The organism is Comamonas sp. B-9 (assembly GCF_000410635.1).
Taxonomy (GTDB): Bacteria; Pseudomonadota; Gammaproteobacteria; order Burkholderiales; family Burkholderiaceae_C; genus Comamonas.
Window position 1 is genome coordinate 1 of record NZ_KE148583.1, and the last position, 26,995, is coordinate 26,995.

The window sequence follows — 26,995 nt, forward strand, 5'->3', positions numbered from 1 at the left end:
GCTGGTCAGCCAGGCCCAGGTGGCCGCCTGCAGCGCTTGCAGCTCGGGGCTGGGGTGGTGCAGCGCCCGGGCTTGCGCGGGCGTGATGCAGCTCTCCAACGCGGCGCTGGTCTGGGCCAGCACGTCAGCGGGCAGCCCAAAACGCGCGAGCAGCCGCCGGATGGCGGTATTGCCCAGGCCGGGCGTGGCACTCAGGCGCAACCAGTCATGCAGCTCTTGTTCGGTCATGGGCAAGAGCCGCCTTCCCGGTTACCCGTATCAGGGGCGGTAGTCGGGCGAGATCAGCGAGTCGCCCACCTTCACGCCTTCCTTGGCTTCCAGAATCAGCGCGTAGGACACCTTGTCGAACGTGCGGAACACCATGGCCAGGCCATTGGCCTCGTTGGGCAGCTTGATGACGGTCTGGTCGCTGTCGGTCTTGTCCTTGATGCGCGCGCCGCGCGTCATCAGGCGGAAGACATGGCCGAGCTCGACGCCGTCGGCCTGGCCCCGGTTGATGGCGATCACGTTGTTGCGCGAGGCATAGGCCACGCTGTTGCTGCCATAGATGGACACGACGCTGCCTTGCAGGTGCTCATCGGGCGCATGCGGCACATAGCTGGTCACATTGGCGCGCGGCATCGGCAGCAGCTTGTCGCCGATGCGGATTTCTTCCTTCACCGACGTGATGTCCAGCGATGCGGGCACCGGGTCGGTGTGGGCATTCCCCTTGGCATCCAGCGTTGTCTCCTTGCGCTCACCGGCCATCACCTGGACCTTGCCCAGGTACTGGGCTTCATAGCCCAGCACGGCATTGTTTTCGGGGTCGACCATCGGCACGGCATTGCGGAACACGCGGTAGTACTGGCGCTCCTGGCCCGTCTCCAGCGACTGGTCAGCCGAGCGGCCATAGACGCGGTCGCCCGGCGACAGCAGGGCGCGCTCTTGCGCGGCACCGACCAGGCGCGGGGCTTTTTCGCTCTCGCCGGCGGCCAGCACTTCGGGCTCGACCAGGAAGGCCTCGATGAGGCGCTGGTTGACGGCAGGCAGCGCGGTGCCCGAGAGGCTCTCGCTGCGCACGCGCGGCGAGATGCGGATGACTTCGTCCTCACCCGAGCGCGAGGTGACCAGGCGTGCCATGCCATTGCGGCGCTCCAGGTACAGGGTCTGGCCGGGGTAGATCAGGTGCGGGTTGGCGATGGCCTGCAGGTTCATGCCCCACAGCGCCGGCCAGCGCCAGGGCTGCTGCAGGTAGATGCGCGAGATATCCCACAGCGTATCGCCCCGCTTGACCACGTAGCTCTCAGGCGCATTGGCGACCAGGTCGGCCTCGGGGATGCCCTGCGCCGCCACTTGCTGGGCGGTGCTGCGCTGCTGCGCGGTGACCGGCAACTGCGCGGCCGGGGTGGCGGCCCAGGCACTCATGCCGGCGCAGGCCATGCAGGCGACTGCAACGGCGCTGCTGCGCAGCTGGTGGAACAGGGGCGTGGTGGATGCTCGCATGGCCGGGTGACTCCCTCTCAGTCGCTGGCAGGCCACAGTGGGCCTGCTGTCAATGTTTGTAATTGCCTCTGATTCTCGGGCCAAGCCCTTGATCGATCAATGATTATTGCAAGCCATCTGGGCATTGAAGCGCAAAAGTGGCGAAAATAACGACATTCAAGAGCGAAAACTATGTCTATCCTCCCGATTCTCTGCTACCCCGATCCCCGTCTGCACAAGGTCGCCAAGCCCGTGGCCGTGGTCGATGACCGCATCCGTACCTTGGTCCAGGACATGCTGGCCACCATGTACGACGCCAGCGGTATCGGCCTGGCAGCCACGCAGATCGACGTGCATGAGCGCGTGGTGGTGATCGACGTCTCTGAAGAGCGCAACGAGCCCATGACCATCATCAACCCGGAAATCCTCTGGGCCAGCGATGAAAAACAGGTGGGCGACGAAGGCTGCCTGTCCGTGCCCGGCATTTATGACGGTGTCGAGCGCTCGGTGGCGGTCAAGATCCGGGCACTCGACGAGAACGGCAACAGCCGCGAGATCGACGCCGAAGGCCTGCTGGCCATCTGCATCCAGCATGAAATGGACCACCTGCTGGGCAAGGTGTTTGTCGAGTACCTCTCGCCCCTCAAGCGCAACCGCATCAAGTCCAAGCTGGTCAAGCAGCAAAAGCGCGAGCTGGCCGACGCGAAGGGCTGATATGGGCACCGCGCGATCTTCACGGAGCTGGCTGCCCGGCCGCGCGTGGGGCGCGATGGCGCTGCTCATCCTGTGCGCCGCCCTGGCGGGCTGCGCCTATCCCACCCAGTTCAAGCCCGGCACCCCGCAGCAGGAGGTGCTGAGCAAGCTCGGCCCTGCCAATACCGTCAAAAAACTCGACGGCGGAGCTGAGCGCTGGCTCTACACCCCCCAGCCGATGGGGCGCGAGGCCTACCAGCTGCGCTTTGGTACTGATGGCCAGCTGCAGACGACCACCCAGGTGCTGACGGCCGATAACTTCGGCGCCATCCCGCTGGGCCAGTTCAGCGAGCAGCAGCTGCTGCAGGATTTTGGCCCGCCGATGGAAATCACGTCGGTCTGGAGCTTCAAGGGACAGGTCTGGACCTACCGATTCTGGGACAATGGTATCAAGCGATTCGCGCATGTGCACATCGATCCGCAAGGTGTGGTGCAAAAGCTGATGTTCATGGATGAGCCTTTGCCCGAGCCCCGCCAGCGCGATTGACAGCCGGTCAGCGTGGCCTGATCGCAACTGGCCTCTTACCTAAAAAAAGACATGAAAGTAGTTTTTGCCGGCACGCCGGAATTTGCCCGTGTGGCTCTCGAGCAGTTGCTGGCCGCCGGTCTCGAGGTGCCGCTGGTGCTGACCCAGCCGGACCGGCCCGCCGGCCGCGGCATGAAGCTGCAGGCCTCTCCGGTCAAGCAATGCGCGCTGGCGCACGGTATCGCCGTCAGCCAGCCGCTCAGCCTGCGCCTGGATGGCAAGTACCCGCAAGAAGCGGCTGCTGCACGCGCGGCGCTGCTGGCAGCCCAGCCCGATGTGATGGTCGTCGCCGCCTACGGCCTGATCCTTCCGCAATGGGTGCTGGACTTGCCCGCCAAGGGCTGCCTCAACATCCATGCCAGCCTGCTGCCGCGCTGGCGCGGCGCCGCACCGATCCACCGCGCGATCGAGGCGGGCGATGCCCAGACCGGCGTCACCATCATGCAGATGGATGCGGGCCTCGATACCGGCGACATGTGCCTGGTCGAAGCGCTGGACATTGCCGCCGATGACACCACCGCCAGCCTGCACGACAAGCTGGCCGACCTGGGCGGCCGCATGCTGGTGCAGGCGCTGGCCTTGAGCGCCGAGGGCCGTTTGCAGCGCGAGCCGCAACCGGCAGAGGGCATCACCTACGCGCACAAGATTGAAAAGGCCGAAAGCACCATCGACTGGACGCTGAGCGCCGAGCAGATTGACCGCCGTGTGCGCGCCTTCAACCCCTTTCCGGCTGCTTCGACCCGCGTCGGTGATGAGGTGGTCAAGATTTGGGCAGCGCAGCCCGAGCGGCATGCGCCCGCCGATGCCGTCCCCGGCCAGGTGCTGGCGGCTGACGGCCAGGGCATTGTGGTGGCCTGCGGCGAGGGTGCCTTGCGCATCAGCGCGCTGCAGCGGCCCGGTGGCAAGCGGCTGCAGGCGGCCGATTTTCTGCGCGGCCATACGCTGCAACCCGGCCAGGTGCTGGGTGACGACAGGCTCTCCGTGGCGGCTCCATGAGCCTGCACCACCGGCGCCGCGCCATCGACCACCCCAGTTTCCGTGCCGGCGTGGTCGACATGTCGGGCACGGCCGTGGGCATTGCCGCCTGGGCGCTGGTCACCGGTGTGGCCATGGTCAAGGCGGGTATCTCCGCGCCGATGGCCATCTTCATGTCGCTGGTGGTCTATGCCGGCAGTGCCCAGCTGGCCGTGCTGCCGCTGATGGCGATGGGCTCGCCGATGTGGGTGGTCTGGTTCACGGCCGCCTGCGTGAACCTGCGCTTTGTCATTCTGTCGAGCATGTGGCGCAGCTATTTTGCGCACCTGCCGCTGTGGCACCGGCTCTGCATTGGTTACTTCAGCGGTGATGTGATCTTTGTCGCCTTTATGCGCCGCTACACCGCGCCGGTGGCCAAGCCCCAGCAGGTCTACTACTTCTGGGGCGCCTCGTCGCTCAACTTTGTAACCTGGCAGGGCTTTTCGATTGCCGGCATCTTGCTGGCCAATGTGGTACCGCTCGAATGGGGCCTGGGCTTTGCCGGCGTGCTGGCACTGCTGGGTGTGCTCTATTCGATGCTGATCGACCGCGCCACCAAGGTGGCGGCATTGGTGGCCGCCACGGCGGCGATTGCGGCCTACGGCATTCCGCTCAAGCTCAACATCCTGGTGGCGATTGCCTGTGCGGTGACCATCGGCCTTTTGGTCGAGGCGGTGGACCAGCGCGGGCGCAAGCCCAAGATCGTGGTGGTGGCCAAGAACAAACCGCTGCCATCGCCCGGGCCCGAGCAGCCCGACGACGGCACCACGGCCGTGCCCGTGCGTGAGGAGCATGTGCGATGAGCCAGGACGACTGGGATCTGCTCTACCAGCTCACCGCCATCGTGGGCCTGACCGTCATCACCGTGGTCACCCGTGCGTTCTTCATGATCCCGAAGAACGAGCTGCCCTTGCCCGACTGGCTCAAGCGCGGCCTCAAATACGCGCCGCTGGCCGCGTTGATGGCCGTCATTGCGCCCGAGCTGTTGATGGTCAAGGGCGAGCTGACCGACACCTTGCTCGATGCCCGCATTCCGGCGGTGATCTGCGCGACCATCTATTACTTCAAAAAACGCGGCATTCTGGGCACGATTGTGGTGGGCATGGCGGTCTACCTGCCGCTGCATATCGGCCTGGGCTGGTAAGCCGGGGCTGAGAGACGCAAGCGCGACCCGCTGCTTGGGGCGGGCTGGGCAGGCCTCTACAATGGCGGCCATGCGCAGGCCCCTGCATGGCGCGCGCCCCAATTTCTAGACTCTTTGGTAGCCATTCCCATGAATATCCTTCGTTTCTCCGACCTGTGTGCCCAAGGCAAGGTGCAAGGCCAACGCGTTTTCATCCGCTCCGATCTGAATGTGCCGCTCAATGACGCCGGCGAGATCACCGAAGACACGCGCGTGCGCGCCTCGGTTCCTGCGATCGAGATGGCGCTCAAGGCCGGCGCTGCGGTGATGGTGACCAGCCACCTGGGCCGCCCCACCGAGGGCGCGTTCAAGCCCGAAGACTCGCTCGCCCCGGTGGCGCAGCGCCTGGCGCAGCTGCTGGGCCGCGAGGTGCCGCTGATCGCTGACTGGGTTGACGGCGTCACCGTGGCCCCCGGCCAGGTCGTGATGCTGGAGAACTGCCGCAGCAATGTCGGCGAGAAGAAGAACCTGCCGGCGCTGGCGCAAAAGCTCGCCCAGCTGTGCGATATCTATGTGAACGACGCCTTTGGCACGGCCCACCGCGCCGAAGGCACGACTTACGGCATTGCCGAGTACGCCAAGATCGCCTGTGCCGGCCCGCTGCTGTCGGCCGAGATCGATGCCATCACTAAGGCGCTGGCCGCGCCGGCGCGCCCGCTGGTCGCCATTGTCGCGGGCTCCAAGGTCTCGACCAAGCTGACCATCCTGCAGGCGCTGTCCAGCAAGGTGGACCAGCTGATCGTCGGTGGCGGCATTGCCAACACCTTCATGCTGGCGGCAGGCCTGAACATCGGCAAATCGCTGGCCGAGGCCGACCTGGTGGGTGACGCCAAGGCCGTGATCGATGCCATGGCTGCACGCGGCGCCGATGTGCCGATTCCGACCGATGTGGTGGTCGCCAAGACCTTTGCGGCCGACGCCGAGGCGACCATCAAGCGCGCCACCGACGTGGCCGATGACGACCTGATCCTCGATATCGGCCCCGAGACGGCCGCCCGCCTGGCCGAGCAGCTCAAGAAGGCCGGCACCATCGTCTGGAACGGCCCGGTGGGCGTGTTCGAGTTCGATGCGTTTGCACATGGCACCGAAACCCTGGCCCAGGCCATTGCCCAGTCGCCCGCCTTCAGCATTGCCGGCGGTGGCGATACCCTGGCCGCCATTGCCAAGTACGGCATCGAGGACAAGATTGGTTATATCTCCACCGGCGGCGGTGCCTTTTTGGAGGTATTGGAAGGCAAGACCTTGCCAGCTTTCGAGATTCTGCAAAAACGCGCGGCAAGCTGAGCTTATTCAGTGGGCAAATGGCGTTTCTAAAGTGTGAGCAAAAACAACAAAATGCGTGGCTCTGCTCGCACTTTGGATCGTTTCACTTGTCTTGGTAGCACCACATCTACAACAATGGATGCAAGCCTGGGCGGGTGTTGGCCCGTCGGCTATCTAATTCCGAGGAGGGAAACATGGCTTTGAAAAAGACCATCGGAGCGGCGGCGCTGGCAAGCGCCGTGCTTGCGTTGACGGGTTGCGCGGTAGAGGCGCCCGTTCCATACGGCGCCAACTATGCACAACCAACCCAGATGAAGGTGCGCGCTGCGGGCCACTGGGACCTGATGGCCAGCGACGTGGTGGCCGACACGCTGGCCACCCTGGAGCGCAATGGTCTGAACGCCAAGACGCCTTTGTATGTGGCCCTGCCACAGAACGCCAGCGCCTTTGACAGCGTGTTCCACGACCTGGTCGTGACCAAGCTGGTGCAGCACGGCGCATCGGTCTACACCACCCCCGGCCAGCAGCTCGAAGTGAGCTACGACGCCAAGGTCGTGCACCACAACCTGCAGCAAGCGGGCAACTGGGCCTATGAAGGCGACAACGGCCAGGTCGTCGCCGGCGTGAGCCCGACCATCGGCACCGATTACCAGGCCGCCACCATCGCAGGTGCCCCGGCGTACTCCGAAGTGCTGCTGACCACCACGGTGCTGCGCCAGGGCCAGTATGTCGCGCGCAAGTCCAATGTCTACTATGTTGACAATGCCACCGTCGGCCAGTTCGCCAAGACCGAAGCCTACCGCGCCGTCAACATGAAGGTGGTGGGCAAATGATGCAGCGTCTGACCACCCTGGCCGCTGTGGCCTCTGCCGCTGTGCTGGCCGGTTGCGCCAGCTGGATGGATCCTGCCCAGCCCGTGAGCACGGTGCGCAGCGAGCCGACCTACCAGGCTGCGGACGCCAGCGTCTTCCTGGCCAACAGCCAGGATGCGATCAACAAGCTGACCGCCTCGGTCGCTCCCCAGTCGACCGGTACCGGCCCTGTGCTGGTGGCCACCGTGGTCAATGTGAACAACATGGGCGCCTCGTCGCCACTGGGCCGCACCTTGTCCGAGATCTACGCCAACCAGATGGCCGCCCGGGGCTTCCACGTCAAGGAAGTCAAGCTGCGCACCGATCTGTATGTGCGTGAAGGCACCGGCGAGCTGCTGCTGTCGCGCGAGATGCGTGACATTGCCCGCAGCCAGAACGCCTCCATGGTGCTGGTCGGCACCTTCTCGCCTGCTGCCAACTTCACCTACGTCAGCCTCAAGCTGGTGCGTACCGAAGACAGCCGCATCCTGTCGGGCTATGACTATGCCTTGCCCAACGACCGCGATGTGACCCGTTTGCTGAACGCGCCTCGCTGATCAACCACCGGGCCGCGCCCGGTTGGAACAAAGAACGCACTCCCCTTGGGCAGTGCGTTTTTTTATGGCCGGATCGGCCAGCGTTGACAGCCTCCACAGCAGGCTGGCAGAATCCAGCCTCCCTCCTGGCGCGACATTCGATCCGGTTGGCCTGCGTGTTTCCCAGACCCGCTGCCGGCTTCAGGTTTTCCAGTCCCGATCTGCGCGCCTCCGTGCTTCTTGCACACCTCCCCGCCAACCGCGCGTTGGCACCGCTTTGATGGATCAGGTGCCGAGCCTTGCTGTTCGGTGCCACGGCATCCGTCTGTCTTTTTCCTATCCCTTTTTCACTCTCTCACGTCTGGAGCATCGAATGATGATTCGTCTGTCCAAGTCCGCCATGGTGTTGGCCATGGCTTTCTTCGCCACCTTGGTGGCTTTTGGCAATATCACCGACTACGCCACCAACTTTGCCTTTGTGCACCATGTGTTCCTGATGGACACCACCTTCCCCGGCAACGGCATCATGTACCGCGCCATTGAGGCGGAATGGGTCCACCACCTGGGCTATGCCGGCATCATTGCGCTGGAGACGCTGACGGCGCTGCTGTGCTGGGTCGGCGGCAGCCAGCTCTTGCGCGCCCGCCATGCCGATGCGGCCGGTTTTCGTGCTGCCAAAAAATGGGCGATTGCCGGGCTGACCCTGGGCTTTCTCACCTGGCAGGTGGGCTTTATGTCGGTGGGCGGTGAGTGGTTTGGCATGTGGATGTCCAAGGAGTGGAATGGTGTGCCCGATGCCTTCCGCTTCTTTATCACCCTGCTGCTGGTGCTGGTCTATCTGACGATGGACAACGACAGCCTGGCCTCGCCCACGCAGTCCGCAGGCCGCTGATACCCGCGGCCTGGCCTCGCCTCGTGCAGGCTCAGCGGCGCGCCCGGCTGGGCCAGAGCACCGAGGCGATGGCCAGCACCATCAAGGCCACCGCCGTCCAGTCCTGCCAGTGCAGGATCTCGCCCAGCCACCAGGCGCCGCTGAAGACGCCCAGCACGGGGATCAGCATCACGCTCAAAGTGGACGCCAGCGGCGGCAGGGTGCGCACCAGAAAGAACCAGGCCACCTGGGCAAAGCCGATCACCAGCACCGCATTGAACAGGATGGTGCCCCAGGCGACGGGGTCAGGCGCATGCCAGCGCGGGCGCTCCAGCAGCGTGGCCAGCAGGCACAGGCAGCCGGTGGTCATCACGGTCATCCAGAAGGCCAGGGTCAAGGTGGGCGCCGGGATGCGGGTGCGGCGCAGCAGCTGGGTGCCCAACGCCCAGCTGGCCGCCGCCAGCAGCATCAGCGCCACGCCGTTGGGCTTGCCGCCCAGCTTGTCCATCTCGTTCCACAGCAGCAGCAACACGCCGCCAGCGGCCGCTGCCACGCCCAGCCAGGCGCGCGGCGGCAGCCGGTCGCTGAAGAACAGTGCGCCCAACGCTGCTGAAAAAATAGGCATGGTGTAGCCCAGGATCGCTGCCCGGCCGCTGGGCAACAGCGGAATCGCCACGATGATCAGCGTGTGCCACATCACCATGTTGAAAAAGCCCAGCACCACGAGCGGCCCCCAGTAGCGGCGCTCCAGCCGGAACGGCACCTTGAGCACCAGCAGGCCCAGCGCCAGCAGCGGCAGGCCGATCAGCATCGACAGCGCGCGAAAGCTCAGCGGCGGGAAGTGCTGCACCCCCGTCTTCATCACCGGCCAGTTCAGCCCCCAGACCAGGGTCAGCAGGCACAGGATCACCAGTTGTTGTCTCGACAGGGTAGGCATGGGGCGCGATTGTGCCTGCAATCCCCGTGCGACGCAGTCAGCTCTGCGAAGGCCCTGGCACGGCCAGCTTTTACAATAGCGCCCATGCCTTTTATCGACCAGCTGCGCGCCGCAGCCACCCAAAACAACTCCATGCTGTGCGTGGGCCTGGATCCGGAACCCAGCCGTTTTCCCGCCGCGATGCGCGGCGATGCCAGCAAGATCTATGATTTTTGCGCAGCCATCGTCGATGCCACCCATGACCTGGTCAACAGCTTCAAGCCGCAGATCGCCTATTTTGCAGCGCACCGCGCCGAGGACCAGCTGGAAAAGCTGATGGCCCATATGCGCCGCGTAGCGCCCCAGGTGCCGGTGATTCTCGATGCCAAGCGCGGCGACATCGGCTCGACCGCCGAGCAGTACGCCAAGGAAGCCTTTGAGCGCTATGGGGCGGACGCGGTGACCTTGTCGCCCTTCATGGGCTTTGATTCCATCACGCCCTACCTGAAGTACGAGGGCAAGGGCGCCTTCCTACTGTGCCGCACCTCCAACCCCGGTGGGGACGACCTGCAGGCCCAGACCCTGGCCGATGTGCCCGGCCAGCCGCAAATGTTCGAGCATGTGGCGCGCCTGGCCCAGGGCCCCTGGAACACCAATGGCCAGCTTGGCCTGGTCGTCGGTGCCACCCGCCCGCAAGAGATCGAGCGCGTGCGCGCCGTCGCCCCCCACCTGCCGCTGCTGATTCCCGGCGTCGGTGCGCAGGGCGGCGATGCGGTGGCCACCGTCAAGGCGGCCCGCATTGGCGGCGGCCCGATCATCATCAACTCCTCGCGCGCCATTTTGTATGCGAGCAGTGGCGAAGACTTTGCCAGCGCGGCGCGCGCCGCTGCGATCACGACCCGCGATCTGCTCAACGCCGTGGACTGAGCGGCTCCAGCGCCAGAACGACAGGGTCCGTGCTGCAGGCTGGCACGGACCCTGCTTCTTTTTCCGGAATAGTGCGGGGGCTTCTTGGGCCAAGACACAATGCGCCTGCCGCTTTTCTTCTGACGCCTTTTCCTCCGCCACAAGGACTTCCGATGCTCCCTATGCTTTTCTCTCGCCCGCGCCGGATGGCCAGCCTGGGTCTGCTGGCGCTGGCGGCCAGCATGGCGGCAGGCGCGCAAGCGGCTGCGCATTACCCGAACAAGGCCATCACCTTGGTGATTGCCTACCCGCCCGGCGGCAGCACCGATGCAGTCGGCCGCATGGTCGGCACCGAGCTGGCGCAGCGGCTCAAGCAACCGGTGGTGATCGAGAACCTGGGTGGTGCCGGTGGCGCCATCGGCGCGCAAAAGGTGGCCCGGGCGGCGGCCGACGGCTACACCCTGCTGCTGTCGGCCAACAATGAGATGGCGATTGCGCCGCTGATCAACAAGGCCATCAAGTACCGGGTGTTCGAGGATTTCACGCCCATCAGCCTGGTGGCGACCCAGCCCATGGTGCTGGTTGCCTCGCAGGCCAGCGGCGTCAAGAACACGCAGGAGTTCCTCAGCCTGCTGCGCCAGAACCCGGGCAAGTACAGCTATGGCAGCTCGGGCGTGGGCACGGCGCTGCACATCGCCGGTGAGATGGTGCAGCAGGCCGGCGATGTGGCGATGACCCATGTGCCCTACAAGGGCGTGGCACCACTGACCAATGACCTCCTGGGCGGCAGCCTGGATTTTGGCGTGTTTGTGCTGTCCTCGGGCCTGCCGCATATCCGCGCCGGCAAGGTGGTGGCGCTGGGCACGACCGAGGCCAAGCGCTCCAGCGTCACGCCCGATATCCCTGCCTTGGCCGAGACCTCGGCGTTTGCGAAGGTCGATATCAACAGCTGGTTTGCGCTGATGGGCCCGGCCAAGCTGCCCCCGCAGGTGCAAAAGGCCTTGCGTGCGGCCATCGATGACATGCTGCAGTCGCCCAGCTTTCGCGCCAAGCTCGAAGCCAGTGGCAATGTGGTGGCCGCGCCCGGCCAGGACATGGGCGCCTTCTTGAAGGCCCAGGTGGCCAAGTACCAGCAGATCGTCGAGACCGCGAAGATCGAGGACCGCTGAGCGCGGTCTCCTTCGGCGTAAGTTAGCGCCGCGCCGCCTGCAGCCAGCGGCCGCCCCAGACCACGACCACCAGCGCCAGCACGACAAACACCGCGCCGGCCCACTGCCAGCTGGTCACCGTCTCGCCCAGCACCAGCATGCCGGTGGTCAGGCCAATGACTGGCACGCAGAGGCTGAAGGGCGCCACCCGGTTGGCGGAGTAGCGCTGGATCAGCTTGGTCCACAGCCCATAGCCGACGATGGTGGCCACCCAGCCCAGGTAGGCGATGGACATCCAGGCCAGCCCGGGAATCTGCTGCCAGGTTTCTGCCTGCAGCCACTTGCCGACGCTGCCCTCGTCCAGTGCGGCGCTCAGCCCGATAAAGGGCAGAATCGGCATCAGGCTGCTCCAGGCAATAAAGCTCACCGGGTCGTAGCGGGCGTTTTCCTTTTGCGCCAGGCGCACCACCACGTTGGAGCAGGCCCAGGATGTGGCCGCGCACAGCACCAGCAGCAGGCCGGCCAAGGTGGTGCCACCAGCGCCATTGCTGCGCAGCTCATTGATCAGCAGGCAGGCCAGGCCGAGCGCCGCAATGCCCATGCCGGCCACCAGTGGGCGGCCGGGGCGCTCGCGCAGCAGCACCCAGGTCCAGACCGCGGTGAGAAACACCTGGGTCTGCAGCACCACGCTGGCGAGCGATGCCGTCATGCCTACCTTGAGCGCCGTGAACAAGAAGCCAAACTGGCCCACGCCCTGCAACAGGCCAAACAGCACCACCCAGCGCCAGTGCACGCGCGGCGGCTTGATGAACAGCACCAGCGGAAAGGCCGCGCAGAGGTAGCGCAGGGCGCCCAGCTCGAACGGGGTCAGGCTTTGCAGGCCCCATTTCATGATGACAAAGTTGATGCCCCAGACCACCACCACGACCAGCGCCAAGGCGAGGTCCGTAGGGCGAAAGGGGACGGGGGAGCTGGAAGCGGACATGGCTGGAGGCGCTGGTGTGCGCAGCGCCGGATGTTATTCAAGGTTTTCCAGCAGTGTGCCAGCAAGCGCAGCTGCGTGCTCGCGCTGCGCTATTCAGCGCAAATGGCGCGTGGGCGACAGTGCCTCAGGCTGCACACCCTGGCTGGCGAGCGCCGGGTCCAGCGGCTCCTGCAAGGCCAGGTTGCGCGCCAGCAAGCCGTAACCGTAGGCGCTCTGGATGCCGTAGCCGCCTTGCGCGGCCACCCACAGAAACTGCGGCGCCTGGCCATCCCAGCCGATCACCATCTCGCCATCGGCGACAAAGGAGCGCAGGCCTGCCCAGCTGTGGCTGGGGCGGCGGATGTCGAAATGGCTGGCCTGCATGATGCGGTCAATGCCCTCGGCAATGTCCAGCATCTCGGGCTGCACATCATGCGGGTGGGTGGCATCGGCATTGGCGGGCGAGCCCAGCAGCTGGCCGGCATCGGGCTTGAAGTACCACTGCTCACCAATATCGATGACGGCCGGCCAGTGCTGGCCATCCATGCCTTCGGGCATCGCAAAGGTAAAGGCGCTGCGGCGCTTGGGTGTGAGGCCAATGGCGGCCGCTCCAGCCATCTGGCCCAGTTCATCGGCCCAGGCGCCGGCGGCATTGACGACATGGCGCGCCAGCAACTGGCGGCCATCGGCCAGGCCGATCTGCCAGTGGCCGGCGCTGGCATCCCAGTGCAGGCCCTGCACCCGGGCGTCGTTCCGCAGCTGGCCGCCACGCCGGCGCATGCCCTTCAAAAAGCCCTGGTGCAGCGCATGCACATCGATATCGCGGGCGCCATCGTCGCTAAATCCGGCTTCCAGCACCTCGGTGTTGAGCGCCGGCAAAAAAGTTTTCAGCGCGGCCTTGTCCAGCCAGCGGGCGCCGGGCGAGTGCTGGCGTGCCTCGTCGTAGGCGGCTTGCAGCGCGGGCAACTGCGCGGGCGTTGCCACATACAGCACGCCCCGGGGGCTGACCAGTGCATGCTCGGCAAAGTCGGCCGGCGGCTGCTCGTAAAACTGGCGGCTGGCCCGGGTAAGCGCCTGCACCTGGGTGGGGCCATAGTGCTCCTCAAACAGCGCAGCCGAACGGCCGGTGGTGTGGTAGCCGGGCTGGGATTCCTGCTCCAGCACCAGCACCTGGGCGCTGGCAGCCAGGTGCCAGGCGGTGGTGCTGCCGGCCATGCCGGCGCCGATGACGACAAAATCCCAGACTGCCGGGCTGGCGGCGGCAGAAGCGGATGCGCTAGGGGAGGCCGAAGGGGAACTGTTGGGGGTTTCCATGGTCAGCATGGTAAGGTCAGAGGCACTTCGCAAAGGGCAAACATGAGACAGAAACAAGCACGCAAGGGTTTTTATTCATGGGCGCTGGGCGCCAGCGGGCTGCTGGCCATCTGCGCCGCCAGCACTGTGCAAGCGCAGACGGCGGCGCCCGCGCTGCCCAAGCCGACAGTCGTGGGCAGCGGCTACCTCAACCCCTGGGCCATTGCGCCCTTGCCGGACAAGCGCTTTTTGCTGACTGAGCGCGGCGGCAAGCTCTGGCTGCTCGATGCCGATGGCCGCAAGCAGTCCGAGCTGCAAGGCGTGCCCAAGGTGGTCGATGCCGGCCAGGGCGGCCTGCTGGATGTGGTGGCCGACAGCCAGTTCGCCAGCAACCGCCGCATCTATTTTTGCTTCAGCGAAGCCGGGCCCCAGGCGGGCACCAACAGCACGGCACTGGCCACGGCGCGTGTTGCGGCCAATGAGCGCCAACTGGAAGACGTCAAAGTGCTGTTCAGCCAGCGCCCCAAGGCCAGGAGCAATGCCCACTTTGGCTGCCGCATCGCCGAGGCGCCCGATGGCAACCTGTTCCTCAGCCTGGGGGACCGCTTTTCGCAGCGCGACGATGCGCAGACCCTGAACAACCACCATGGCAAGCTGGTGCGCATTGCCAAGGATGGCAGCGTTCCCAAGGACAACCCCTATGTGGGCCGCCAGGATGCGCTGCCGGAGATCTACAGCTACGGCCACCGCAACAGCCAGGGCTTGGCCGTCGCCGCCGATGGCAGCCTGTGGCAGCACGAGCATGGCCCGCAGGGCGGCGACGAGATCAACCGGCCCCAGCCGGGCAAGAACTATGGCTGGCCGGTGATCACCTATGGCGAGGAATACGGCGGCGGCAAGATCGGCGAAGGCACGCAAAAGGCCGGCATGGAGCAGCCCTTGCATTACTGGGTGCCCAGCATTGCGCCTTCGGGCATGGCCTTTGTCACCAGCGACCGCTATGGCCCGGCCTGGAAGGGCAGCCTGCTGGTGGGCGGCCTCAAGTCGCGCAGCGTTGCCCAGCTGGCGGTCAAGGACGGCAAGGTGACGGGCGAGAAGCGGCTCTACGAATCGCTGGGCGAGCGCATCCGCGATGTGCGCCAGGGCGCCGATGGCCTGGTCTACCTGCTGACCGATGGGCCTGATGGCAAGCTGATTCGGCTGGAGCCCTCGGGCAGTTAAAGCTTGCGCTTGAAACCCAGATGGCTGGACACAAAGCCCAGCTTTTCGTAAAAGCGGTGGGCATCGGCCCGGCTTTTGTCGGTGGTCAGCTGCACCACCGTGCAGCCCCGCGCGCGGCACTGCGCCACCGCCCATTCCAGCATCTGCTGGCCCGCGCCGGCGCCGCGCAGCTGCGCGGCAATGCGCACCGATTCGATCTGGCCGCGCCAGGCCCCCGTGTGTGACAGGCCGGGCACAAAGGACAGCTGCAGCGTGCCCACCACTTGCCCGTCCAGCTCGGCCACCACCAGGCGTTGGTTGGCATCGGCGCAGATCGCGTCAAAGGCCGCGATATAGCGCGCATCGGGCGGGTCGGCCAGCACCTCGCGCTCGCGGCCCAGCGCATCATCGGCGAGCAGCGCAATGATGGCGGGCAGATCGGCCAGGGTTGCGGTGCGGAAAGTCAGGTTTGCTGGCATGGCTGCAGTGGGGATGGACTGGTTCGTTGACGCGCGGCAAGCTGCCTCAGCGCTGGAGGTAAGGCGCCAGATAGCGCCCGGTATGGCTGGCCGGGTTGGCGGCGACCTGCTCGGGCGTGCCCTGGGCCACCAGCTGTCCACCGCCAGCGCCGCCTTCGGGCCCCATGTCGATGACCCAGTCGGCCGTCTTGATGACGTCGAGGTTGTGTTCGATGACGACAATCGTGTTGCCCGCATCGCGCAGCTGGTGCAGCACCTTGAGCAGCAGGTCGATATCGGCAAAGTGCAGGCCGGTGGTCGGCTCATCGAGGATGTAGAGCGTGCGGCCGGTGTCGCGTTTGGACAGCTCCTGCGCGAGCTTGACGCGCTGGGCCTCGCCGCCCGATAGGGTGGTGGCGCTCTGGCCCAGGCGGATATAGCTCAGGCCCACATCGAGCAGGGTTTGCAGCTTGCGGGCAATGGTGGGCACATCGCGGAAGAAGTCGTGCGCGTCTTCGACCGTCATCTCCAGGATCTGCGCAATATTGCGGCCCTTCCACTGCACCTGCAGGGTTTCGCGGTTGTAGCGCTGGCCCTGGCAGATGTCGCAGGGCACATAGACGTCGGGCAGAAAATGCATCTCCACCTTGACCATGCCATCGCCCTGGCAGGCCTCGCAGCGGCCGCCGGCCACATTGAAGCTGAAGCGCCCCGGGCCATAGCCGCGCTCCTTGGCGGTGTTGGTCTCGGCCATCAGCTCGCGGATGGGCGTGAACAGGCCAGTGTAGGTGGCCGGGTTGCTGCGCGGCGTGCGGCCAATCGGGCTTTGGTCCACATTGATGACCTTGTCGAAATAGTCCAGGCCTTCGATCTCCTGGTAGGGCGCAACATCGCCCTGGGCGCGGTTGATCTTGTGGGCCGCGGCCGCATACAAGGTGTCGTTGACCAGGGTCGATTTGCCCGAGCCCGAGACGCCGGTGACACAGGTGAACAGACCGACGGGAAAATCGACCGTCACATCGCGCAGGTTGTGGCCGCTGGCGCCGATGAGACGCAGGCTTTGCACCGCATGCGGGTCCACTTCGGCGGGGGCAGCCGCTTCCTGCACGCTGCGGCCCTTGGCGCTGCTGCTGGCTTTTCCGCCGGGCTTTTTCTCCAGCGAGGTGCGCACGGTAGGGAACTGCGATCCGCCCTTGTCCGCTGCGGCTTTGCCCACGGGTGCCCCCACGGTGCTGGCCAGCACCGGCAGCCAGGGCGTGCGGCGCGTGGGCACGGCAATCGATTTCTGGCCGCTCAGGTACTGGCCGGTGAGCGACTGCGGATGGGCGCAGATGTCGGCGTAGCGGCCCTGGGCCATGATCTGGCCGCCGTGCACGCCGGCGCCCGGGCCCATGTCGATGATCTGGTCGGCCGCGCGCATCATGTCCTCGTCGTGCTCGACGACGATCACGCTGTTGCCGATGTCGCGCAGGTGCTGCAAGGTGGCGATCAGGCGGTCATTGTCGCGCTGGTGCAGGCCGATCGAGGGCTCGTCGAGCACATACATCACGCCGGTCAGGCCCGAGCCGATCTGCGAGGCCAGGCGAATGCGCTGCGCTTCGCCGCCCGAGAGCGTCTCGGCGCTGCGCGCCAGGCTCAGGTAGGTCAGGCCCACATCGTTGAGGAACTGCAGCCGCGTGCTGATTTCCTGGATCACCCGCGCGGCAATATCGGCCTTGGCACCCGTCAGCTGCACGGTGCTGAACCAGGCGTGGGCCTCGCTCAGGGTGACCTGGCTGATGTCCTGGATCGCACGGGCCTGGTCGCCATCGCCCACGCGCACAAAGCGCGCCTCGCGGCGCAGGCGCGCGCCGTGGCAGTCGGGGCAGGGCTGCACGCTTTGGTAGCGGGCCAGCTCGTCGCGCACGATGCTCGAATCGGTCTCGCGGTAGCGCCGCGTCATGTTGGGCAGGATGCCTTCAAACGGGTGCTTCTTGGTGACCATCTTGCCGGCGTTCTCGCCGCTGGCCAGCTCGTACTTGAAGGCGATCTCTTCGTCGCCCGAGCCATACAGCACCACCTGGCGCACCGCCTCGGGCAGGCTCTCGAAAGGCTGCTCGATGTTGAACTTGTAATGGCGGCCCAGGCTCTCGAGCATCGCAAAATAGTAGCCATTGCGCCGGTCCCAGCCCTTGATGGCGCCGCTGGCCAGGCTGAGCGTGGGGAAGGCCACCACGCGCTCGACGTCGAACACCTCGTGCAGGCCCAGGCCATCGCAGGATGGGCAGGCGCCCTGGGGCGAGTTGAAGGAGAACAGGCGCGGCTCCAGCTCAGCCAGCGCATAGCTGCAGACCGGGCAGGAGAACTTGCTGCTGAACAGATGCTCTTCGCCGGTGTCCATCTCCAGCGCCAGCACACGGCCATTGCCTTCGTTGCCGCCCACGCGCAGTGCCGCCTCAATGCTTTCGGCCAGGCGCTGCTGCAGCCCGGCGCGCACCTTGACCCGGTCGATGACCACATCGACATCGTGCTTTTCGTTCTTGGCCAGTGCAGGCAGGGTCTCGTGCTCGTACATCTGGCCATCGACCCGAAAGCGCACATAGCCCAGCGCCTGCATCTGCGCAAACAGCTCGACGAACTCGCCCTTCTTGCCGCGTGCCACCGGTGCCAGGATCATCAGCTTGGTGTCCTCGGGCAGGGCCAGCACGGCGTCGACCATCTGGCTGACGGTCTGGGCCGCCAGCGGCAGGTTGTGGTCGGGGCAGAACGGCGTACCTGCGCGGGCATACAACAGGCGCAGGTAGTCATGGATTTCGGTCACCGTGCCCACGGTCGAGCGCGGGTTGTGGCTGGTCGCCTTCTGCTCGATCGAGATGGCCGGTGACAGGCCCTCGATCAGGTCGACATCGGGTTTGTCCAGCCGGCCCAGAAACTGGCGCGCATAGGCCGAGAGGCTCTCGACATAGCGGCGCTGGCCTTCGGCATACAAGGTGTCAAAGGCCAGGCTGGACTTGCCCGAGCCGGACAGGCCGGTGATCACCACCAGCTGGTGGCGCGGAATGTCCAGGTCGATGTTCTTGAGGTTGTGCGTGCGCGCGCCACGGATGGCGATGCGACTGTGTGCCAGCCGCGCGCCCAGGTAGCGGCTGTCGTCCTGCTGCGCCTCGGACAGGCCGAGTTCATGGTGCAGGTCGATGGCAGCGGAAGGGTCGGTGGGGGTGCGTGGTGGCATGTGGGCTTCAAGATCCAAAACCCCTCATGATAGCCAGCCTGCCCGTTCGTTGTGCAATCTGCCGGGTATCGCTGCACATGCGTTGCGGATAAACCCAGGGGTGCGGCCCGCTGTCTGGCGCCAAAACCGAGGAGAGGGCTTGCGGCAGCTTTGCGCCTAGCTATGGTTTCTGATGCGCTGCTGGGCGCAGAGATTCCGTCTGCCAGCAGGGCTTGCGGCTGCGCTCTACACTTGCCGCTGGCGATCGTCGCCATCCGTCCCTTGTTTGCCTGCGTATCGCCCTTGTCTCTCACTTCTGTTTCTTCTTCCACGGCCATGCTGCCGGCCGAGCGGCGCGCCAGTTTCAGCCTGGCGCTGATCTTTGCATTGCGCATGCTGGGCCTGTTTCTGGTGCTGCCGGTGTTTGCGCTGGAGGCCCACAAATACCCGGGCGGTGATGACCCGGCCCTGGTCGGGCTGGCGATGGGCGTCTATGGCCTGACCCAGGCCCTCTGCCAGCTGCCGCTGGGCATGGCGTCTGACCGCTTCGGGCGCAAAAAGGTCATTGTGCTGGGCCTCTTGGTATTTGCCGCCGGCAGCCTGATCGCCGGCATGGCGGGCAACCTGCATACCCTGCTGCTGGGCCGGGCGTTACAAGGCGCCGGCGCCGTGTCTGCGGCCGTCACGGCGCTCTTGGCCGACCAGACCCGTGACGAAGTGCGCACCAAGGCCATGGCCCTGGTGGGCGCCAGCATCGGCTTGATGTTTGCGCTGGCGCTGGTGCTCAGCCCGCTGCTGGTGGTGCATATCGGCCTGAGCGGCCTGTTTTTGATGACCTGCGGCCTGGCGCTGGGCGGTATTGCCGTGGTGCTGTGGGTCGTGCCTCCCGAGCCTTTGCTGCACCGGGGCGGCGCGCGCGGCGGCCTGCGCGAGGTGTTTCGCCATGCCGACCTGGTGCGCCTCAATGCCGGTGTGTTCGTGCTGCACACGGTGCAGATGTCGATGTGGGTGGCGGTGCCCGCGATGCTGGTGGCCGCAGGCCTGCCCAAGGCCGAGCACTGGCAGGTCTACCTGCCGGCCGTGCTGCTGTCCTTTGTGCTGATGGGTGGGCTGTTTGCGCTGGAGCGGCGCGGTTACCTGCGCGGCGCCCTGCTGGGCTCGATCGCGCTGGTGGCCCTGGTGCAGATGGCCCTGGGCCTGGTGGCGACCTCGGGCCATGCGCCCGCGCTGTGGCTGATGGGCGTGCTGCTGTTTGTGTTTTTCTGCGGCTTCAATGCGCTGGAGGCCACGCAGCCCAGCCTGGTCTCGCGCATGGCGCCGGCATCGCTGCGCGGCGCGGCGCTGGGTAGTTACAACACCTTGCAATCGCTAGGCCTGTTTGCCGGCGGTGCGCTCGGTGGGGCGCTGACCCGCTGGGGCAGCGTGACGGATCTGTTCATCGCCACCAGCGCGCTGGCGCTGCTGTGGCTGGTGCTGACCTGGCCGCTGCAGCCGCTGGGCCGCGCCGTGGCTGCTGCTGGCGCTGCACAAAAGTAAGCACTGGCTGGGAATGGGGCAGGCCTGGCAGGCCCTGTTGCAGGATCTGCGGCCACCCGCAGAGAAGGACCGGCCGCTTTGGGGTAGGATACGCCCCTGAATCACAGTGATGGGCGCTTTGAAGGCTGCAATGCCTGCAACACTGCCAACGCATAGTAGGCGCCCATTTTTCAAAGGAACTACCTCTACCATGGCATCCGTCAACAAAGTCATCATCGTCGGCAACCTCGGCCGCGACCCTGAAATCCGCACCTTCCCCTCGGGCGACCAGGTGGCCAATGTCACCATCGCCACCACGGACCGCTGGCGCGACAAGAACAGCGGCGAGAACAAGGAGGCCACCGAGTGGCACCGCGTCGTGTTCAATGGCCGCTTGGCTGAAATCGTCGGCCAGTACCTGCGCAAGGGCAGCCAGGTCTATGTGGAAGGCAGCCTGCGCACCCGCAAGTGGACCGACCAGGCCACCGGCCAGGAACGCTACGCCACGGAAATCCGCGCTGACTCGATGCAGATGCTGGGCAGCCGCCAAGGCCAGGGCGGCGGTGGCGGTCAGGGCGGTGGCGATGACTACGGCTATGGCGACAGCGGCTACGGTGACCAGGGCGGTGGCGGCGGCGGTGCACCCGCAGGCAACTACCAGCGCCGGGCTCCCGCACCGGCGATGGCTCCAGCTGCCGCACCCCGCCAGGCACCGCCTCCCCGTCCAGCACCGGCACCCATGCCCGCGCCAGCCCCACGCGCTGCCTCGGGCTTTGACGACATGGACGACGATATTCCGTTCTAAAAAGCACTGCTAGTAGTTTTTGAAGCAAACCCGCTCTCTTCTGAGAAAGCGGGTTTTTTCTTACCCACACTTTTTTGCTAGATCTTCTTGAGTGAGTTCTAAGACAAGTCGGTACTTCAACATGTTTGCTGCGAGGCGAGGATGAAATTGTGGACTTCCCCGGCTTCTTTTCATTGGCTTCTTTGGATAGCTTATTGCACTTTTTCGGCGGATAGCAATCTTTTAAGAATACTTATCATTTACAAGTATTCTTATGAGAGCGCTTATTGAGTAAATTATGCTGTCATCCTACAATGGCTCCAATTAGAGCTCTTGTAGAATTTAGGTGTTCTTATGAGGATGCTTAAATGGTTTCGACTCTTAACCTAACTGTAGACCGGGCTCTCAAGGCCTTGGGTCAGAACATTGAGCTCGCACGCAGGCGTCGCGGCCTGTCCCAAGCCGACTTGGCTGCGCGTATGGGCGTCTCGGTGAGCACCGTTCGCCGGCTGGAGGATGGCAACCCAGGCACAGCGCTCGTTTATCTGGCCAGTGCGCTGCAGGTCTTTGGCGATTTGGAGAAGCTGAGCCTCCTGATGGACACGCAGACGGATTCGGTTGGACTTGCCCTCATGGACGCCGAACTTCCATCTCGGATTCACAGCAAGCGCCGCGACACACCCAAAGCTTTCTGAAAGTTTTCCGCGATATGGTGACTAGAGCAAATGCCGCTGTCCAAAACACCAAGACGGAGCTGGATGTGTGTCTTGGAAAAACGGGCACCCCCGTGGGAAAGCTCGTGTTTGTGCGAAACGGGCCGCGCGTATTCACGCAGTTCGGCTACTTCCAGGAGTGGCTTGACCACGCTGACACATTTAACGTCTCTGCGGACCTCGCCGCCGCGCCGGGCTTCCAGACCCGAAAGCCTGTGACCAAGGAGGACTCGCTTTTCTTCCTCGCTCTTGGGGATACCGAGCCAGATGCTTGGGGCCGTCGAGTCATTGCTCGGGCACATGCCAAGCGCCGCGAGGAGGACCCAAAGCTGGGTGCGTTGACCGAGCTCGACTACCTTTGTGCGGTTGATGATTTCAGCCGTATGGGGGCACTGCGTTTGCGTAACGCCCGTGGCGTTTACCTTGAGTCGGCACCAGAAGGCAGGCGGGTAACGCCGCCAATGCTCGAACTCGAAAAGATGCTGAGCTCTTCACGGGCAGTTGAACTCGGCAAGGAGACCGCCCAGGATTTGGCCTATCTGCGAGGCAAGGGCACATCGCTTGGCGGCATGCGTCCGAAATGCAGCATCCTGGACGAAGAGGGATATCTCGCATTGGGCAAGTTCCCGAGTATCAAAGACGAGCGCAATGTCACTCGTGCGGAGGTGCTGGCACTCAAGCTAGCGGCTTTGGCTGGTATCACCGTATCGAAGGCGCATGTCGCAGTGGTGCAAGGCACTCCCGTGGCGGTCATTCGGCGATTTGACCGCACCCCTGACGATGCACGCATCCCCTACATCTCGGGAGCCACCTTGCTGCATGCGAGTCGACAAGATGAACACGCCTACACCGAGGTTCTCCATGCAATGAAGGGGGCCTGCGCCAACTACGTCGCGGATGCCCAAGAACTGTGGCGGCGTCAGGTGTTCAACCACCTCATCACCAACGTCGACGACCACCTGCAAAACATGGGCTTCCTCTACATGGGTGATAACAAATGGCAGCTCTCGCCTGCGTTCGACATCAACCCGATGCCCGACAAGGACCGGGAATCCAAGACCTGGCTGAGTGAAGACACGGGACCGATCACCAGCATGCCGCAGTTGATGGGGCAAGCATCGCAGTTTGCCTTGTCTCGTGAACAGGCGTTGGCCATTGTGCGCAAGCAGGTGGAAGCGATTTTGCAGTGGCGCATGGTAGGACAGTCTCCCGACGTTGGCATGACAAAGCAAGAGCTCGATGAGTTTGTGCCTGCGTTCGAGCATGCAAGCTTTAGTGCCGCCAGGAAATTGGCGGGCTTGTAGGTGATAGCGGTGTGCCTGACTCGGTACATCATGAGGTTGCCAAAGCGCGCCCACCCGTTGCCATGGCCTCCTTGGTGGGTGGGCTTGATGGCGCGCCAGGCGCTTCGGCCAAGGCTGCGGGATTGCTTGGCCCATTCTCCGTAGCGATGGGGTGTGGCGCTATTGCAGCAGCCCCGATGGCACGGAACGGCTGGTTTTGGCTGACCTGCTCGGGCGGGTTGCCCGCTGCATGGGCCGTGACAGCGATGACCTGAATATGCAGCGTCTGGGCAACAATACCCCGGTGCATCAGGTGCCACGGCCGGCGGCGCCCCGCCTTTGAGCCGGTTCTCAGCGGCCCGTTGCCAACGGCGCGGCGCTGCCGGTTGCGCTCGCTTCTGGCGCGTTCAGCTGGCGCCGCAGATCGAACTTGAGCAGCACAACGCCGGCGCCAATCAGCAGCACGTCCTTGACGATGAAACCGTCCAGCGTGGAGAGTTGGGGTAGCAGGCTCAAGGTGGTGATGCCGGTGGCGATGACGACCAGGGCGCCCACGACGCCAAAAGCGGGCCTTTTGAAGCCGACTATCAGTGCCAGAAACGCCAAGGTTTCCACCACGCCCAAAAAGTAGCTGCCCCCGTGCACACCGAAGAGGGTGTAGAGAAAGCTGAGCCAGGTGCTCGAGATCAGGGGCTCCAACTCGGCGACCTCAAAATCAAACCATTTGAAGGTGCCGAACAGCGCAAAAATAAAGATCACCGAGACTCGCAGCACAGCGATATCGGCATCGGAGCGAATAAAGCGATGGATGGCATTTTTCATGGTGGTCTCCTGGTTAAAAAAGCGGCTGGGATGCGGATGTCATGGGGCGGCGCTCAGCCAGTCCACAATGGCTTTGGCTGCGCGCTCATAGGCCCCATGGGGCGGGATGCGGTTGAGCAATAGCGCGCCCTTGATCGCAGAGCTGACCACCATGGCCAGCTCTGCCGGGGGCTGCGCAAAATGCAGGGCTGCACTGCGCTGGCCCGCGACCAGAATGTCTTGCAGCAGCTGCTGCTCGGTCTGTGCCAGCTGGTAGACCGCCGTTTGCAGTTCGGGCGAAAACAGGTGGCTGTCGGACAGCATCGCGTAGACACCGCACATTTGCCCCTGCGCCGCACAGTCGGCAAACGCATCCAGATAGGCATGGAGTTGCGGCACGCCGGCGGGCAGCTTTTGCAGCTCGGCCTCCAGGGCTTTGAAATCGGCCCGCTTGTAGTCACAGTAGGCAATTCCCAGGTCTGTCTTGCTGGGGAAATGGTGGTGGATACTGGCTTTGCGAATGCCAATACCCGCCTCCAGATCGGCATAGCTGAAGCCCTGGAAGCCACGCTGCTGGATCAAGTGGTTGCTGAGCAGGATGATTTTTTCACGGGTAGACATCGTCAATGGACCTGGGTTATGGCGTTGACATTGAATATACCTACTAGAAGGTAGGTTGCCAAGCCGCCATATGATTCAAAGCGTAAAACCCGCAGCGGGCAGGACCGGCGGCATGCGGGCCGGCTGCGCTGGCTTGGCCAGCGCCGGGCCAGCGGCTTGGGCGCAAAAGGCCAGTGCCCACTGCGGCTTTGCCGCCGGTAGAGAATGCGGCATGGGCGCAGAACGCGCCGCGCGCAATGCCGGCCCGGCAACACCCCTGATGGCGGCCGTGCCGCCCTGGAGAGGGGCGCGCAGCTGACGGCATGCCCTTTGTTCAACCTTGCATGAAAGCGGCCATGACTCCTAGCACCGATACCGCCCGTACTGCCGATACCTCGGATAGCTCCAAGATCGCATCCCTCATCGCGCCCAGCGGCCGCCTGCGTGCCGCCATCAATGTGGGCAACCCGGTGCTGGCGCACAAAAGAGCCGATGGCTCGGCCGCAGGCGTCTCCGTCGATCTGGCCGCGCGCATGGCGGCCCAACTGGGTCTGCCGCTGGAGCTGCAGCTGTTTGAGGCGGCCGCCCACTCGGTCGATGCCGTCACCCAGGGCCAGGCCGATGTCGGCTTTTTCGCGGTGGACCCGGTGCGGGGCGCGGGCATTGGTTTTTCTGCCCCCTATGTGCTAATTGAAGGCGCCTACATGGTGCGCAGCGATTCGGCACTGAGCGACAACGCGCAGGTGGATGTGGCAGCGCACGAAGTGGTGGTTGGCCAGGGCAGCGCCTATGACCTCTACCTCACGCGTGCGCTGAAAAACGCCCGCATCCTGCGCGCGCCCACATCGCCTGCGGTGGTCGATGTCTTTTTGCAACCCCAGGGCGATGTGGCCGCAGGCGTCAAGGTACAGCTGGAGGCGGCGGTGGCCAGCCATGCCGGTCTGCGCCTGCTGCCCGGGCATTTCATGCTGATCCAGCAGGCCATGGGCCTGCCCAAGACCCGGGGTGAGGCCGCCATCCAGTGGTTGGGCGCCTTTGTGGAAGCGGCCAAGGCCAGCGGTTTTGTCGCCCAGGCGCTGGCGCAGCACCAGGTGCAAGGCGCGGTGGTCGCGCCCGGAGTGCAGCCATGAGTGTGTTTGACCATCTGCAGCAGCTACTGGACGGCGAGGGCGCGCGCTTTCGGGTGCTGGAGCACCCGGCCGAGGGCAAATCGGATGAGGTGGCGCGCATCCGGGGCACGACGCCGGGCCAGGGTGCCAAGGCCATGCTGTGCAAGACCCGCAATGCCGAGCACTGGGTGCTGGCCGTGCTGCCGGGCGACCAGAAATTGGACTTTCGGCTGCTGGCAGCCGCGCTCGGCCTGCCCAAGATGACGATGGCCAGTGCGGAAGAGGCGACGGAGCGGACCGGCTGCGTGATCGGCGCGATCCCGCCGTTCAGCCCTGGCCCGCAGGTGGCGTTGGTGGTGGACCCGGAACTGGTGGAGCGCCATGCCGAGATCGCCTTCAATGCCGGCCGGCTGGACCGCTCGATGGTGCTCAACGCGCAGGACTATGTGCGTGTGGCCAAGCCGGCGCTGCACCGCATCAGCGCCCCCGTAAGCTAAGGCAAAAATCCAACACTGCGCCGGCATGGCGACTGCACAATAGTCGCCATGTTTATCGCCATCCCTCTGGAAAACAAGCCCTCCTGGCAGTCACCGCCGTGGATGACGCTGCTGCTGATCGCGATCAACTGCCTGGTGTTCTGGGTCTGGCAAGGGGGTGAGGAGCGGGCGGCGGAGCGGGCATCGAAAACCTATGCGCATACGGCGCTGCCGGCGATCGAGGTGCCGGCCTTTGTGACCTACCTGCAGGCACAAAGCCGCAAACCGGACAGCCGCATCCAGCCGCAGATGGTGCGCACGGTGCAGGGCCTGCAAAAAAACCAGGACTACGGCCAGATCTACCTGCTGATGCAGCAGGAGGGGCGTTTTCGCCGCCAGCTGCTGGCCGGTGAGGTGATCACCGTGGCCGATCCGCTGTATGCCGACTGGCAGGCGGCCCGCGCCCGCTTTGCGCCGCTGGAGCCCAAGCCCTTTACCACCCGCTGGGCGATGAGCTATGAGGCCGGTGCCGGGCTGCAGCCGCTGCAGGCGCTGACCTCTACCTTCTTGCACGGCAGCACCGGCCACCTGCTGGGCAATATGGTGTTCCTGTTTCTGTTCGGGTTCACCTTGGAGATGGCGCTGGGCGCGGGGCTCTACCTGTGCTTCTACCTGGTCGCCGGTGTCAGCGCCTCGCTGTTTGCGGGCCTGTTCTATGCGGGCTCCGGCAGCTATGGGCTGGGCGCATCGGGCGCGATTGCCGGCCTGATGGCCATGTATGTGGTGCTCTACCGCATGCGGCGCATCCGCTTTTTCTACATGCTGGCCTTCTACTTCAACTACGCCACCTGGCCCGCGCTGGTGGTGCTGCCGGTATGGATGGGCTTTGAGCTGGCCCAGCACTTCATGGGGCAGCAGGGCGTGGCCTATATGGCGCACTTTGGCGGCTTGCTGGCCGGCGGCCTGCTGATGGCCTTGTACCTGCAGCTGCGGCGCAAGGAGTCGGTGGTCGAGGTGGCCGCCCGAGACAAGCAGCAGGCCCAGGCCCAGAGCGCCGCGCTGGCCGCCGCCGTGCAGCGCGCGCAAAAGCACACCGATGCGCTGGCCTTTGAGCTGGCAGCGCCCGCCTGGCGCCAGGCCGCCAAGCTGGCACCCAGCGATGCCGCCATCTTGCGCGCCTG

The 26,995-nt window shown here is 64.9% G+C and carries 27 protein-coding genes and 1 pseudogene; 19 read left to right on the top strand and 9 right to left on the bottom strand.

The genetic code is table 11. The features are described from left to right. Nucleotides 1-228 (bottom strand): annotated as a pseudogene (locus tag H928_RS27715) (DNA-protecting protein DprA); the annotation flags it as partial. Between the two features lie 30 nt (nucleotides 229-258). After that, nucleotides 259-1,482, bottom strand: coding sequence for a LysM peptidoglycan-binding domain-containing protein (locus H928_RS0113540; RefSeq protein WP_021026993.1), 1,224 nt, complete (start codon nucleotides 1,480-1,482; stop codon nucleotides 259-261). Between the two features lie 171 nt (nucleotides 1,483-1,653). Between H928_RS0113540 and def the strand changes: the two genes are divergently transcribed. The 9 genes from def (at nucleotide 1,654) to H928_RS0113585 (ending at nucleotide 8,479) form a co-directional block, all read left to right on the top strand. Next, nucleotides 1,654-2,175 (top strand): peptide deformylase, encoded by a 522-nt coding sequence (gene def, locus H928_RS0113545; RefSeq protein WP_021026994.1) that lies wholly within the window; start codon nucleotides 1,654-1,656, stop codon nucleotides 2,173-2,175. 55 nt (nucleotides 2,176-2,230) lie between these two features. Next, entirely contained in the window at nucleotides 2,231-2,701 is a 471-nt protein-coding gene (locus tag H928_RS0113550) for a hypothetical protein (RefSeq protein WP_021026995.1), read from the top strand. 51 nt (nucleotides 2,702-2,752) lie between these two features. After that, nucleotides 2,753-3,736, top strand: a complete 984-nt coding sequence (gene fmt, locus H928_RS0113555; RefSeq protein ID WP_021026996.1) for a methionyl-tRNA formyltransferase — start codon at nucleotides 2,753-2,755, stop codon at nucleotides 3,734-3,736. Further along, nucleotides 3,733-4,557 carry an AzlC family ABC transporter permease gene (locus H928_RS0113560; protein ID WP_021026997.1) on the top strand — a complete coding sequence of 275 codons (825 nt, stop codon included), beginning with the start codon at nucleotides 3,733-3,735 and terminating at the stop codon, nucleotides 4,555-4,557. The genes fmt and H928_RS0113560 overlap by 4 nt, the downstream gene beginning before the upstream one ends. Continuing rightward, nucleotides 4,554-4,898, top strand: a complete 345-nt coding sequence (locus H928_RS0113565; protein ID WP_021026998.1) for an AzlD domain-containing protein — start codon at nucleotides 4,554-4,556, stop codon at nucleotides 4,896-4,898. The genes H928_RS0113560 and H928_RS0113565 overlap by 4 nt, the downstream gene beginning before the upstream one ends. A gap of 129 nt (nucleotides 4,899-5,027) precedes the next feature. After that, nucleotides 5,028-6,221, top strand: a complete 1,194-nt coding sequence (locus H928_RS0113570) for a phosphoglycerate kinase (protein WP_021026999.1) — start codon at nucleotides 5,028-5,030, stop codon at nucleotides 6,219-6,221. A gap of 173 nt (nucleotides 6,222-6,394) precedes the next feature. Continuing rightward, nucleotides 6,395-7,033 (top strand): hypothetical protein, encoded by a 639-nt coding sequence (locus H928_RS0113575; protein WP_021027000.1) that lies wholly within the window; start codon nucleotides 6,395-6,397, stop codon nucleotides 7,031-7,033. After that, the gene (locus H928_RS0113580) at nucleotides 7,030-7,608 is read left to right on the top strand and encodes a FlgO family outer membrane protein (RefSeq protein ID WP_021027001.1); all 579 of its coding nucleotides are present in this window, start codon (nucleotides 7,030-7,032) and stop codon (nucleotides 7,606-7,608) included. The genes H928_RS0113575 and H928_RS0113580 overlap by 4 nt, the downstream gene beginning before the upstream one ends. Before the next feature lie 352 nt (nucleotides 7,609-7,960). Continuing rightward, entirely contained in the window at nucleotides 7,961-8,479 is a 519-nt protein-coding gene (locus H928_RS0113585) for a DUF2165 family protein (RefSeq protein ID WP_021027002.1), read from the top strand. 31 nt (nucleotides 8,480-8,510) lie between these two features. Here the strand turns inward: H928_RS0113585 and H928_RS0113590 are convergent, their stop codons facing one another. After that, complete coding sequence (locus tag H928_RS0113590; protein ID WP_027010926.1) at nucleotides 8,511-9,395, bottom strand: DMT family transporter; 885 nt, start codon at nucleotides 9,393-9,395, stop codon at nucleotides 8,511-8,513. 84 nt (nucleotides 9,396-9,479) lie between these two features. Between H928_RS0113590 and pyrF the strand changes: the two genes are divergently transcribed. After that, nucleotides 9,480-10,301 (top strand): orotidine-5'-phosphate decarboxylase, encoded by an 822-nt coding sequence (pyrF, locus tag H928_RS0113595; RefSeq protein WP_021027004.1) that lies wholly within the window; start codon nucleotides 9,480-9,482, stop codon nucleotides 10,299-10,301. Nucleotides 10,302-10,453: 152 nt separating this feature from the next. Next, a complete protein-coding gene (locus H928_RS0113600) occupies nucleotides 10,454-11,449 on the top strand; it encodes a tripartite tricarboxylate transporter substrate-binding protein (protein WP_043340106.1) in 996 nt (331 codons plus the stop codon). Nucleotides 11,450-11,471: 22 nt separating this feature from the next. On the opposite strand, the gene H928_RS0113605 is transcribed toward H928_RS0113600, so the two are convergent. Together H928_RS0113605 and H928_RS0113610 are read right to left on the bottom strand one after the other, a co-directional pair. Next, nucleotides 11,472-12,413, bottom strand: coding sequence for an EamA family transporter (locus tag H928_RS0113605; RefSeq protein ID WP_021027006.1), 942 nt, complete (start codon nucleotides 12,411-12,413; stop codon nucleotides 11,472-11,474). Nucleotides 12,414-12,506: 93 nt separating this feature from the next. Then, complete coding sequence (locus tag H928_RS0113610; protein WP_084635800.1) at nucleotides 12,507-13,706, bottom strand: FAD-binding oxidoreductase; 1,200 nt, start codon at nucleotides 13,704-13,706, stop codon at nucleotides 12,507-12,509. Between the two features lie 42 nt (nucleotides 13,707-13,748). Here H928_RS0113610 and H928_RS0113615 point away from each other — a divergent pair, with 42 nt between their 5' ends. After that, nucleotides 13,749-14,906, top strand: a complete 1,158-nt coding sequence (locus H928_RS0113615) for a PQQ-dependent sugar dehydrogenase (RefSeq protein WP_021027008.1) — start codon at nucleotides 13,749-13,751, stop codon at nucleotides 14,904-14,906. Here the strand turns inward: H928_RS0113615 and H928_RS0113620 are convergent. Both H928_RS0113620 and uvrA read right to left on the bottom strand, forming a co-directional pair. Next, a complete protein-coding gene (locus H928_RS0113620; RefSeq protein ID WP_021027009.1) occupies nucleotides 14,903-15,364 on the bottom strand; it encodes a GNAT family N-acetyltransferase in 462 nt (153 codons plus the stop codon). The two genes, H928_RS0113615 and H928_RS0113620, sit on opposite strands and share 4 nt — an antisense overlap. Before the next feature lie 46 nt (nucleotides 15,365-15,410). Beyond that, nucleotides 15,411-18,554, bottom strand: coding sequence for an excinuclease ABC subunit UvrA (uvrA, locus tag H928_RS27720; RefSeq protein WP_021027010.1), 3,144 nt, complete (start codon nucleotides 18,552-18,554; stop codon nucleotides 15,411-15,413). 315 nt (nucleotides 18,555-18,869) lie between these two features. Between uvrA and H928_RS0113630 the strand changes: the two genes are divergently transcribed. The 4 genes from H928_RS0113630 (at nucleotide 18,870) to H928_RS0113645 (ending at nucleotide 22,849) form a co-directional block, all read left to right on the top strand. Next, the gene (locus H928_RS0113630; protein ID WP_021027011.1) at nucleotides 18,870-20,069 is read left to right on the top strand and encodes an MFS transporter; all 1,200 of its coding nucleotides are present in this window, start codon (nucleotides 18,870-18,872) and stop codon (nucleotides 20,067-20,069) included. 190 nt (nucleotides 20,070-20,259) lie between these two features. Further along, complete coding sequence (gene ssb / locus H928_RS0113635) at nucleotides 20,260-20,853, top strand: single-stranded DNA-binding protein (RefSeq protein ID WP_021027012.1); 594 nt, start codon at nucleotides 20,260-20,262, stop codon at nucleotides 20,851-20,853. 347 nt (nucleotides 20,854-21,200) lie between these two features. Continuing rightward, complete coding sequence (locus tag H928_RS0113640; protein WP_021027013.1) at nucleotides 21,201-21,527, top strand: helix-turn-helix transcriptional regulator; 327 nt, start codon at nucleotides 21,201-21,203, stop codon at nucleotides 21,525-21,527. A gap of 14 nt (nucleotides 21,528-21,541) precedes the next feature. Further along, nucleotides 21,542-22,849 (top strand): type II toxin-antitoxin system HipA family toxin, encoded by a 1,308-nt coding sequence (locus H928_RS0113645; protein WP_021027014.1) that lies wholly within the window; start codon nucleotides 21,542-21,544, stop codon nucleotides 22,847-22,849. A gap of 330 nt (nucleotides 22,850-23,179) precedes the next feature. Here the strand turns inward: H928_RS0113645 and H928_RS27725 are convergent, their stop codons facing one another. Further along, a complete protein-coding gene (locus H928_RS27725; protein ID WP_021027016.1) occupies nucleotides 23,180-23,650 on the bottom strand; it encodes a DUF417 family protein in 471 nt (156 codons plus the stop codon). A gap of 39 nt (nucleotides 23,651-23,689) precedes the next feature. Further along, nucleotides 23,690-24,250 (bottom strand): TetR/AcrR family transcriptional regulator, encoded by a 561-nt coding sequence (locus tag H928_RS0113660; RefSeq protein WP_021027017.1) that lies wholly within the window; start codon nucleotides 24,248-24,250, stop codon nucleotides 23,690-23,692. A 335-nt stretch (nucleotides 24,251-24,585) separates the two neighbouring features. On the opposite strand from H928_RS0113660, the gene H928_RS0113665 reads away from it, so the two are divergent. The 3 genes from H928_RS0113665 to H928_RS27730 form a co-directional block, all read left to right on the top strand. Further along, nucleotides 24,586-25,359 carry a transporter substrate-binding domain-containing protein gene (locus tag H928_RS0113665; RefSeq protein WP_052329985.1) on the top strand — a complete coding sequence of 258 codons (774 nt, stop codon included), beginning with the start codon at nucleotides 24,586-24,588 and terminating at the stop codon, nucleotides 25,357-25,359. Next, nucleotides 25,356-25,835: a YbaK/prolyl-tRNA synthetase associated domain-containing protein gene (locus H928_RS0113670; protein WP_021027019.1), complete on the top strand. Its 480-nt coding sequence runs from the start codon at nucleotides 25,356-25,358 to the stop codon at nucleotides 25,833-25,835. The genes H928_RS0113665 and H928_RS0113670 overlap by 4 nt, the downstream gene beginning before the upstream one ends. A 48-nt stretch (nucleotides 25,836-25,883) precedes the next feature. After that, nucleotides 25,884-26,995 (top strand): rhomboid family intramembrane serine protease (locus H928_RS27730; RefSeq protein ID WP_021027020.1); only part of this gene is annotated, 1,112 nt, incomplete at its 3' end.

Excerpts from the sequence above, each read along its gene's own strand:
- H928_RS0113540 (WP_021026993.1), bottom strand. The coding sequence starts at position 1,482 with ATGCGAGCATCCACCACGCCCCTGTTCCACCAGCTGCGCAGCAGCGCC.
- def (WP_021026994.1), top strand. The coding sequence starts at position 1,654 with ATGTCTATCCTCCCGATTCTCTGCTACCCCGATCCCCGTCTGCACAAG.
- H928_RS0113550 (WP_021026995.1), top strand. The coding sequence starts at position 2,231 with ATGGCGCTGCTCATCCTGTGCGCCGCCCTGGCGGGCTGCGCCTATCCC.
- fmt (WP_021026996.1), top strand. The coding sequence starts at position 2,753 with ATGAAAGTAGTTTTTGCCGGCACGCCGGAATTTGCCCGTGTGGCTCTC.
- H928_RS0113560 (WP_021026997.1), top strand. The coding sequence starts at position 3,733 with ATGAGCCTGCACCACCGGCGCCGCGCCATCGACCACCCCAGTTTCCGT.
- H928_RS0113565 (WP_021026998.1), top strand. The coding sequence starts at position 4,554 with ATGAGCCAGGACGACTGGGATCTGCTCTACCAGCTCACCGCCATCGTG.
- H928_RS0113570 (WP_021026999.1), top strand. The coding sequence starts at position 5,028 with ATGAATATCCTTCGTTTCTCCGACCTGTGTGCCCAAGGCAAGGTGCAA.
- H928_RS0113575 (WP_021027000.1), top strand. The coding sequence starts at position 6,395 with ATGGCTTTGAAAAAGACCATCGGAGCGGCGGCGCTGGCAAGCGCCGTG.
- H928_RS0113580 (WP_021027001.1), top strand. The coding sequence starts at position 7,030 with ATGATGCAGCGTCTGACCACCCTGGCCGCTGTGGCCTCTGCCGCTGTG.
- H928_RS0113585 (WP_021027002.1), top strand. The coding sequence starts at position 7,961 with ATGATGATTCGTCTGTCCAAGTCCGCCATGGTGTTGGCCATGGCTTTC.
- H928_RS0113590 (WP_027010926.1), bottom strand. The coding sequence starts at position 9,395 with ATGCCTACCCTGTCGAGACAACAACTGGTGATCCTGTGCCTGCTGACC.
- pyrF (WP_021027004.1), top strand. The coding sequence starts at position 9,480 with ATGCCTTTTATCGACCAGCTGCGCGCCGCAGCCACCCAAAACAACTCC.
- H928_RS0113600 (WP_043340106.1), top strand. The coding sequence starts at position 10,454 with ATGCTCCCTATGCTTTTCTCTCGCCCGCGCCGGATGGCCAGCCTGGGT.
- H928_RS0113605 (WP_021027006.1), bottom strand. The coding sequence starts at position 12,413 with ATGTCCGCTTCCAGCTCCCCCGTCCCCTTTCGCCCTACGGACCTCGCC.
- H928_RS0113610 (WP_084635800.1), bottom strand. The coding sequence starts at position 13,706 with ATGGAAACCCCCAACAGTTCCCCTTCGGCCTCCCCTAGCGCATCCGCT.
- H928_RS0113615 (WP_021027008.1), top strand. The coding sequence starts at position 13,749 with ATGAGACAGAAACAAGCACGCAAGGGTTTTTATTCATGGGCGCTGGGC.
- H928_RS0113620 (WP_021027009.1), bottom strand. The coding sequence starts at position 15,364 with ATGCCAGCAAACCTGACTTTCCGCACCGCAACCCTGGCCGATCTGCCC.
- uvrA (WP_021027010.1), bottom strand. The coding sequence starts at position 18,554 with ATGCCACCACGCACCCCCACCGACCCTTCCGCTGCCATCGACCTGCAC.
- H928_RS0113630 (WP_021027011.1), top strand. The coding sequence starts at position 18,870 with ATGCTGCCGGCCGAGCGGCGCGCCAGTTTCAGCCTGGCGCTGATCTTT.
- ssb (WP_021027012.1), top strand. The coding sequence starts at position 20,260 with ATGGCATCCGTCAACAAAGTCATCATCGTCGGCAACCTCGGCCGCGAC.
- H928_RS0113640 (WP_021027013.1), top strand. The coding sequence starts at position 21,201 with ATGGTTTCGACTCTTAACCTAACTGTAGACCGGGCTCTCAAGGCCTTG.
- H928_RS0113645 (WP_021027014.1), top strand. The coding sequence starts at position 21,542 with ATGGTGACTAGAGCAAATGCCGCTGTCCAAAACACCAAGACGGAGCTG.
- H928_RS27725 (WP_021027016.1), bottom strand. The coding sequence starts at position 23,650 with ATGAAAAATGCCATCCATCGCTTTATTCGCTCCGATGCCGATATCGCT.
- H928_RS0113660 (WP_021027017.1), bottom strand. The coding sequence starts at position 24,250 with ATGTCTACCCGTGAAAAAATCATCCTGCTCAGCAACCACTTGATCCAG.
- H928_RS0113665 (WP_052329985.1), top strand. The coding sequence starts at position 24,586 with ATGACTCCTAGCACCGATACCGCCCGTACTGCCGATACCTCGGATAGC.
- H928_RS0113670 (WP_021027019.1), top strand. The coding sequence starts at position 25,356 with ATGAGTGTGTTTGACCATCTGCAGCAGCTACTGGACGGCGAGGGCGCG.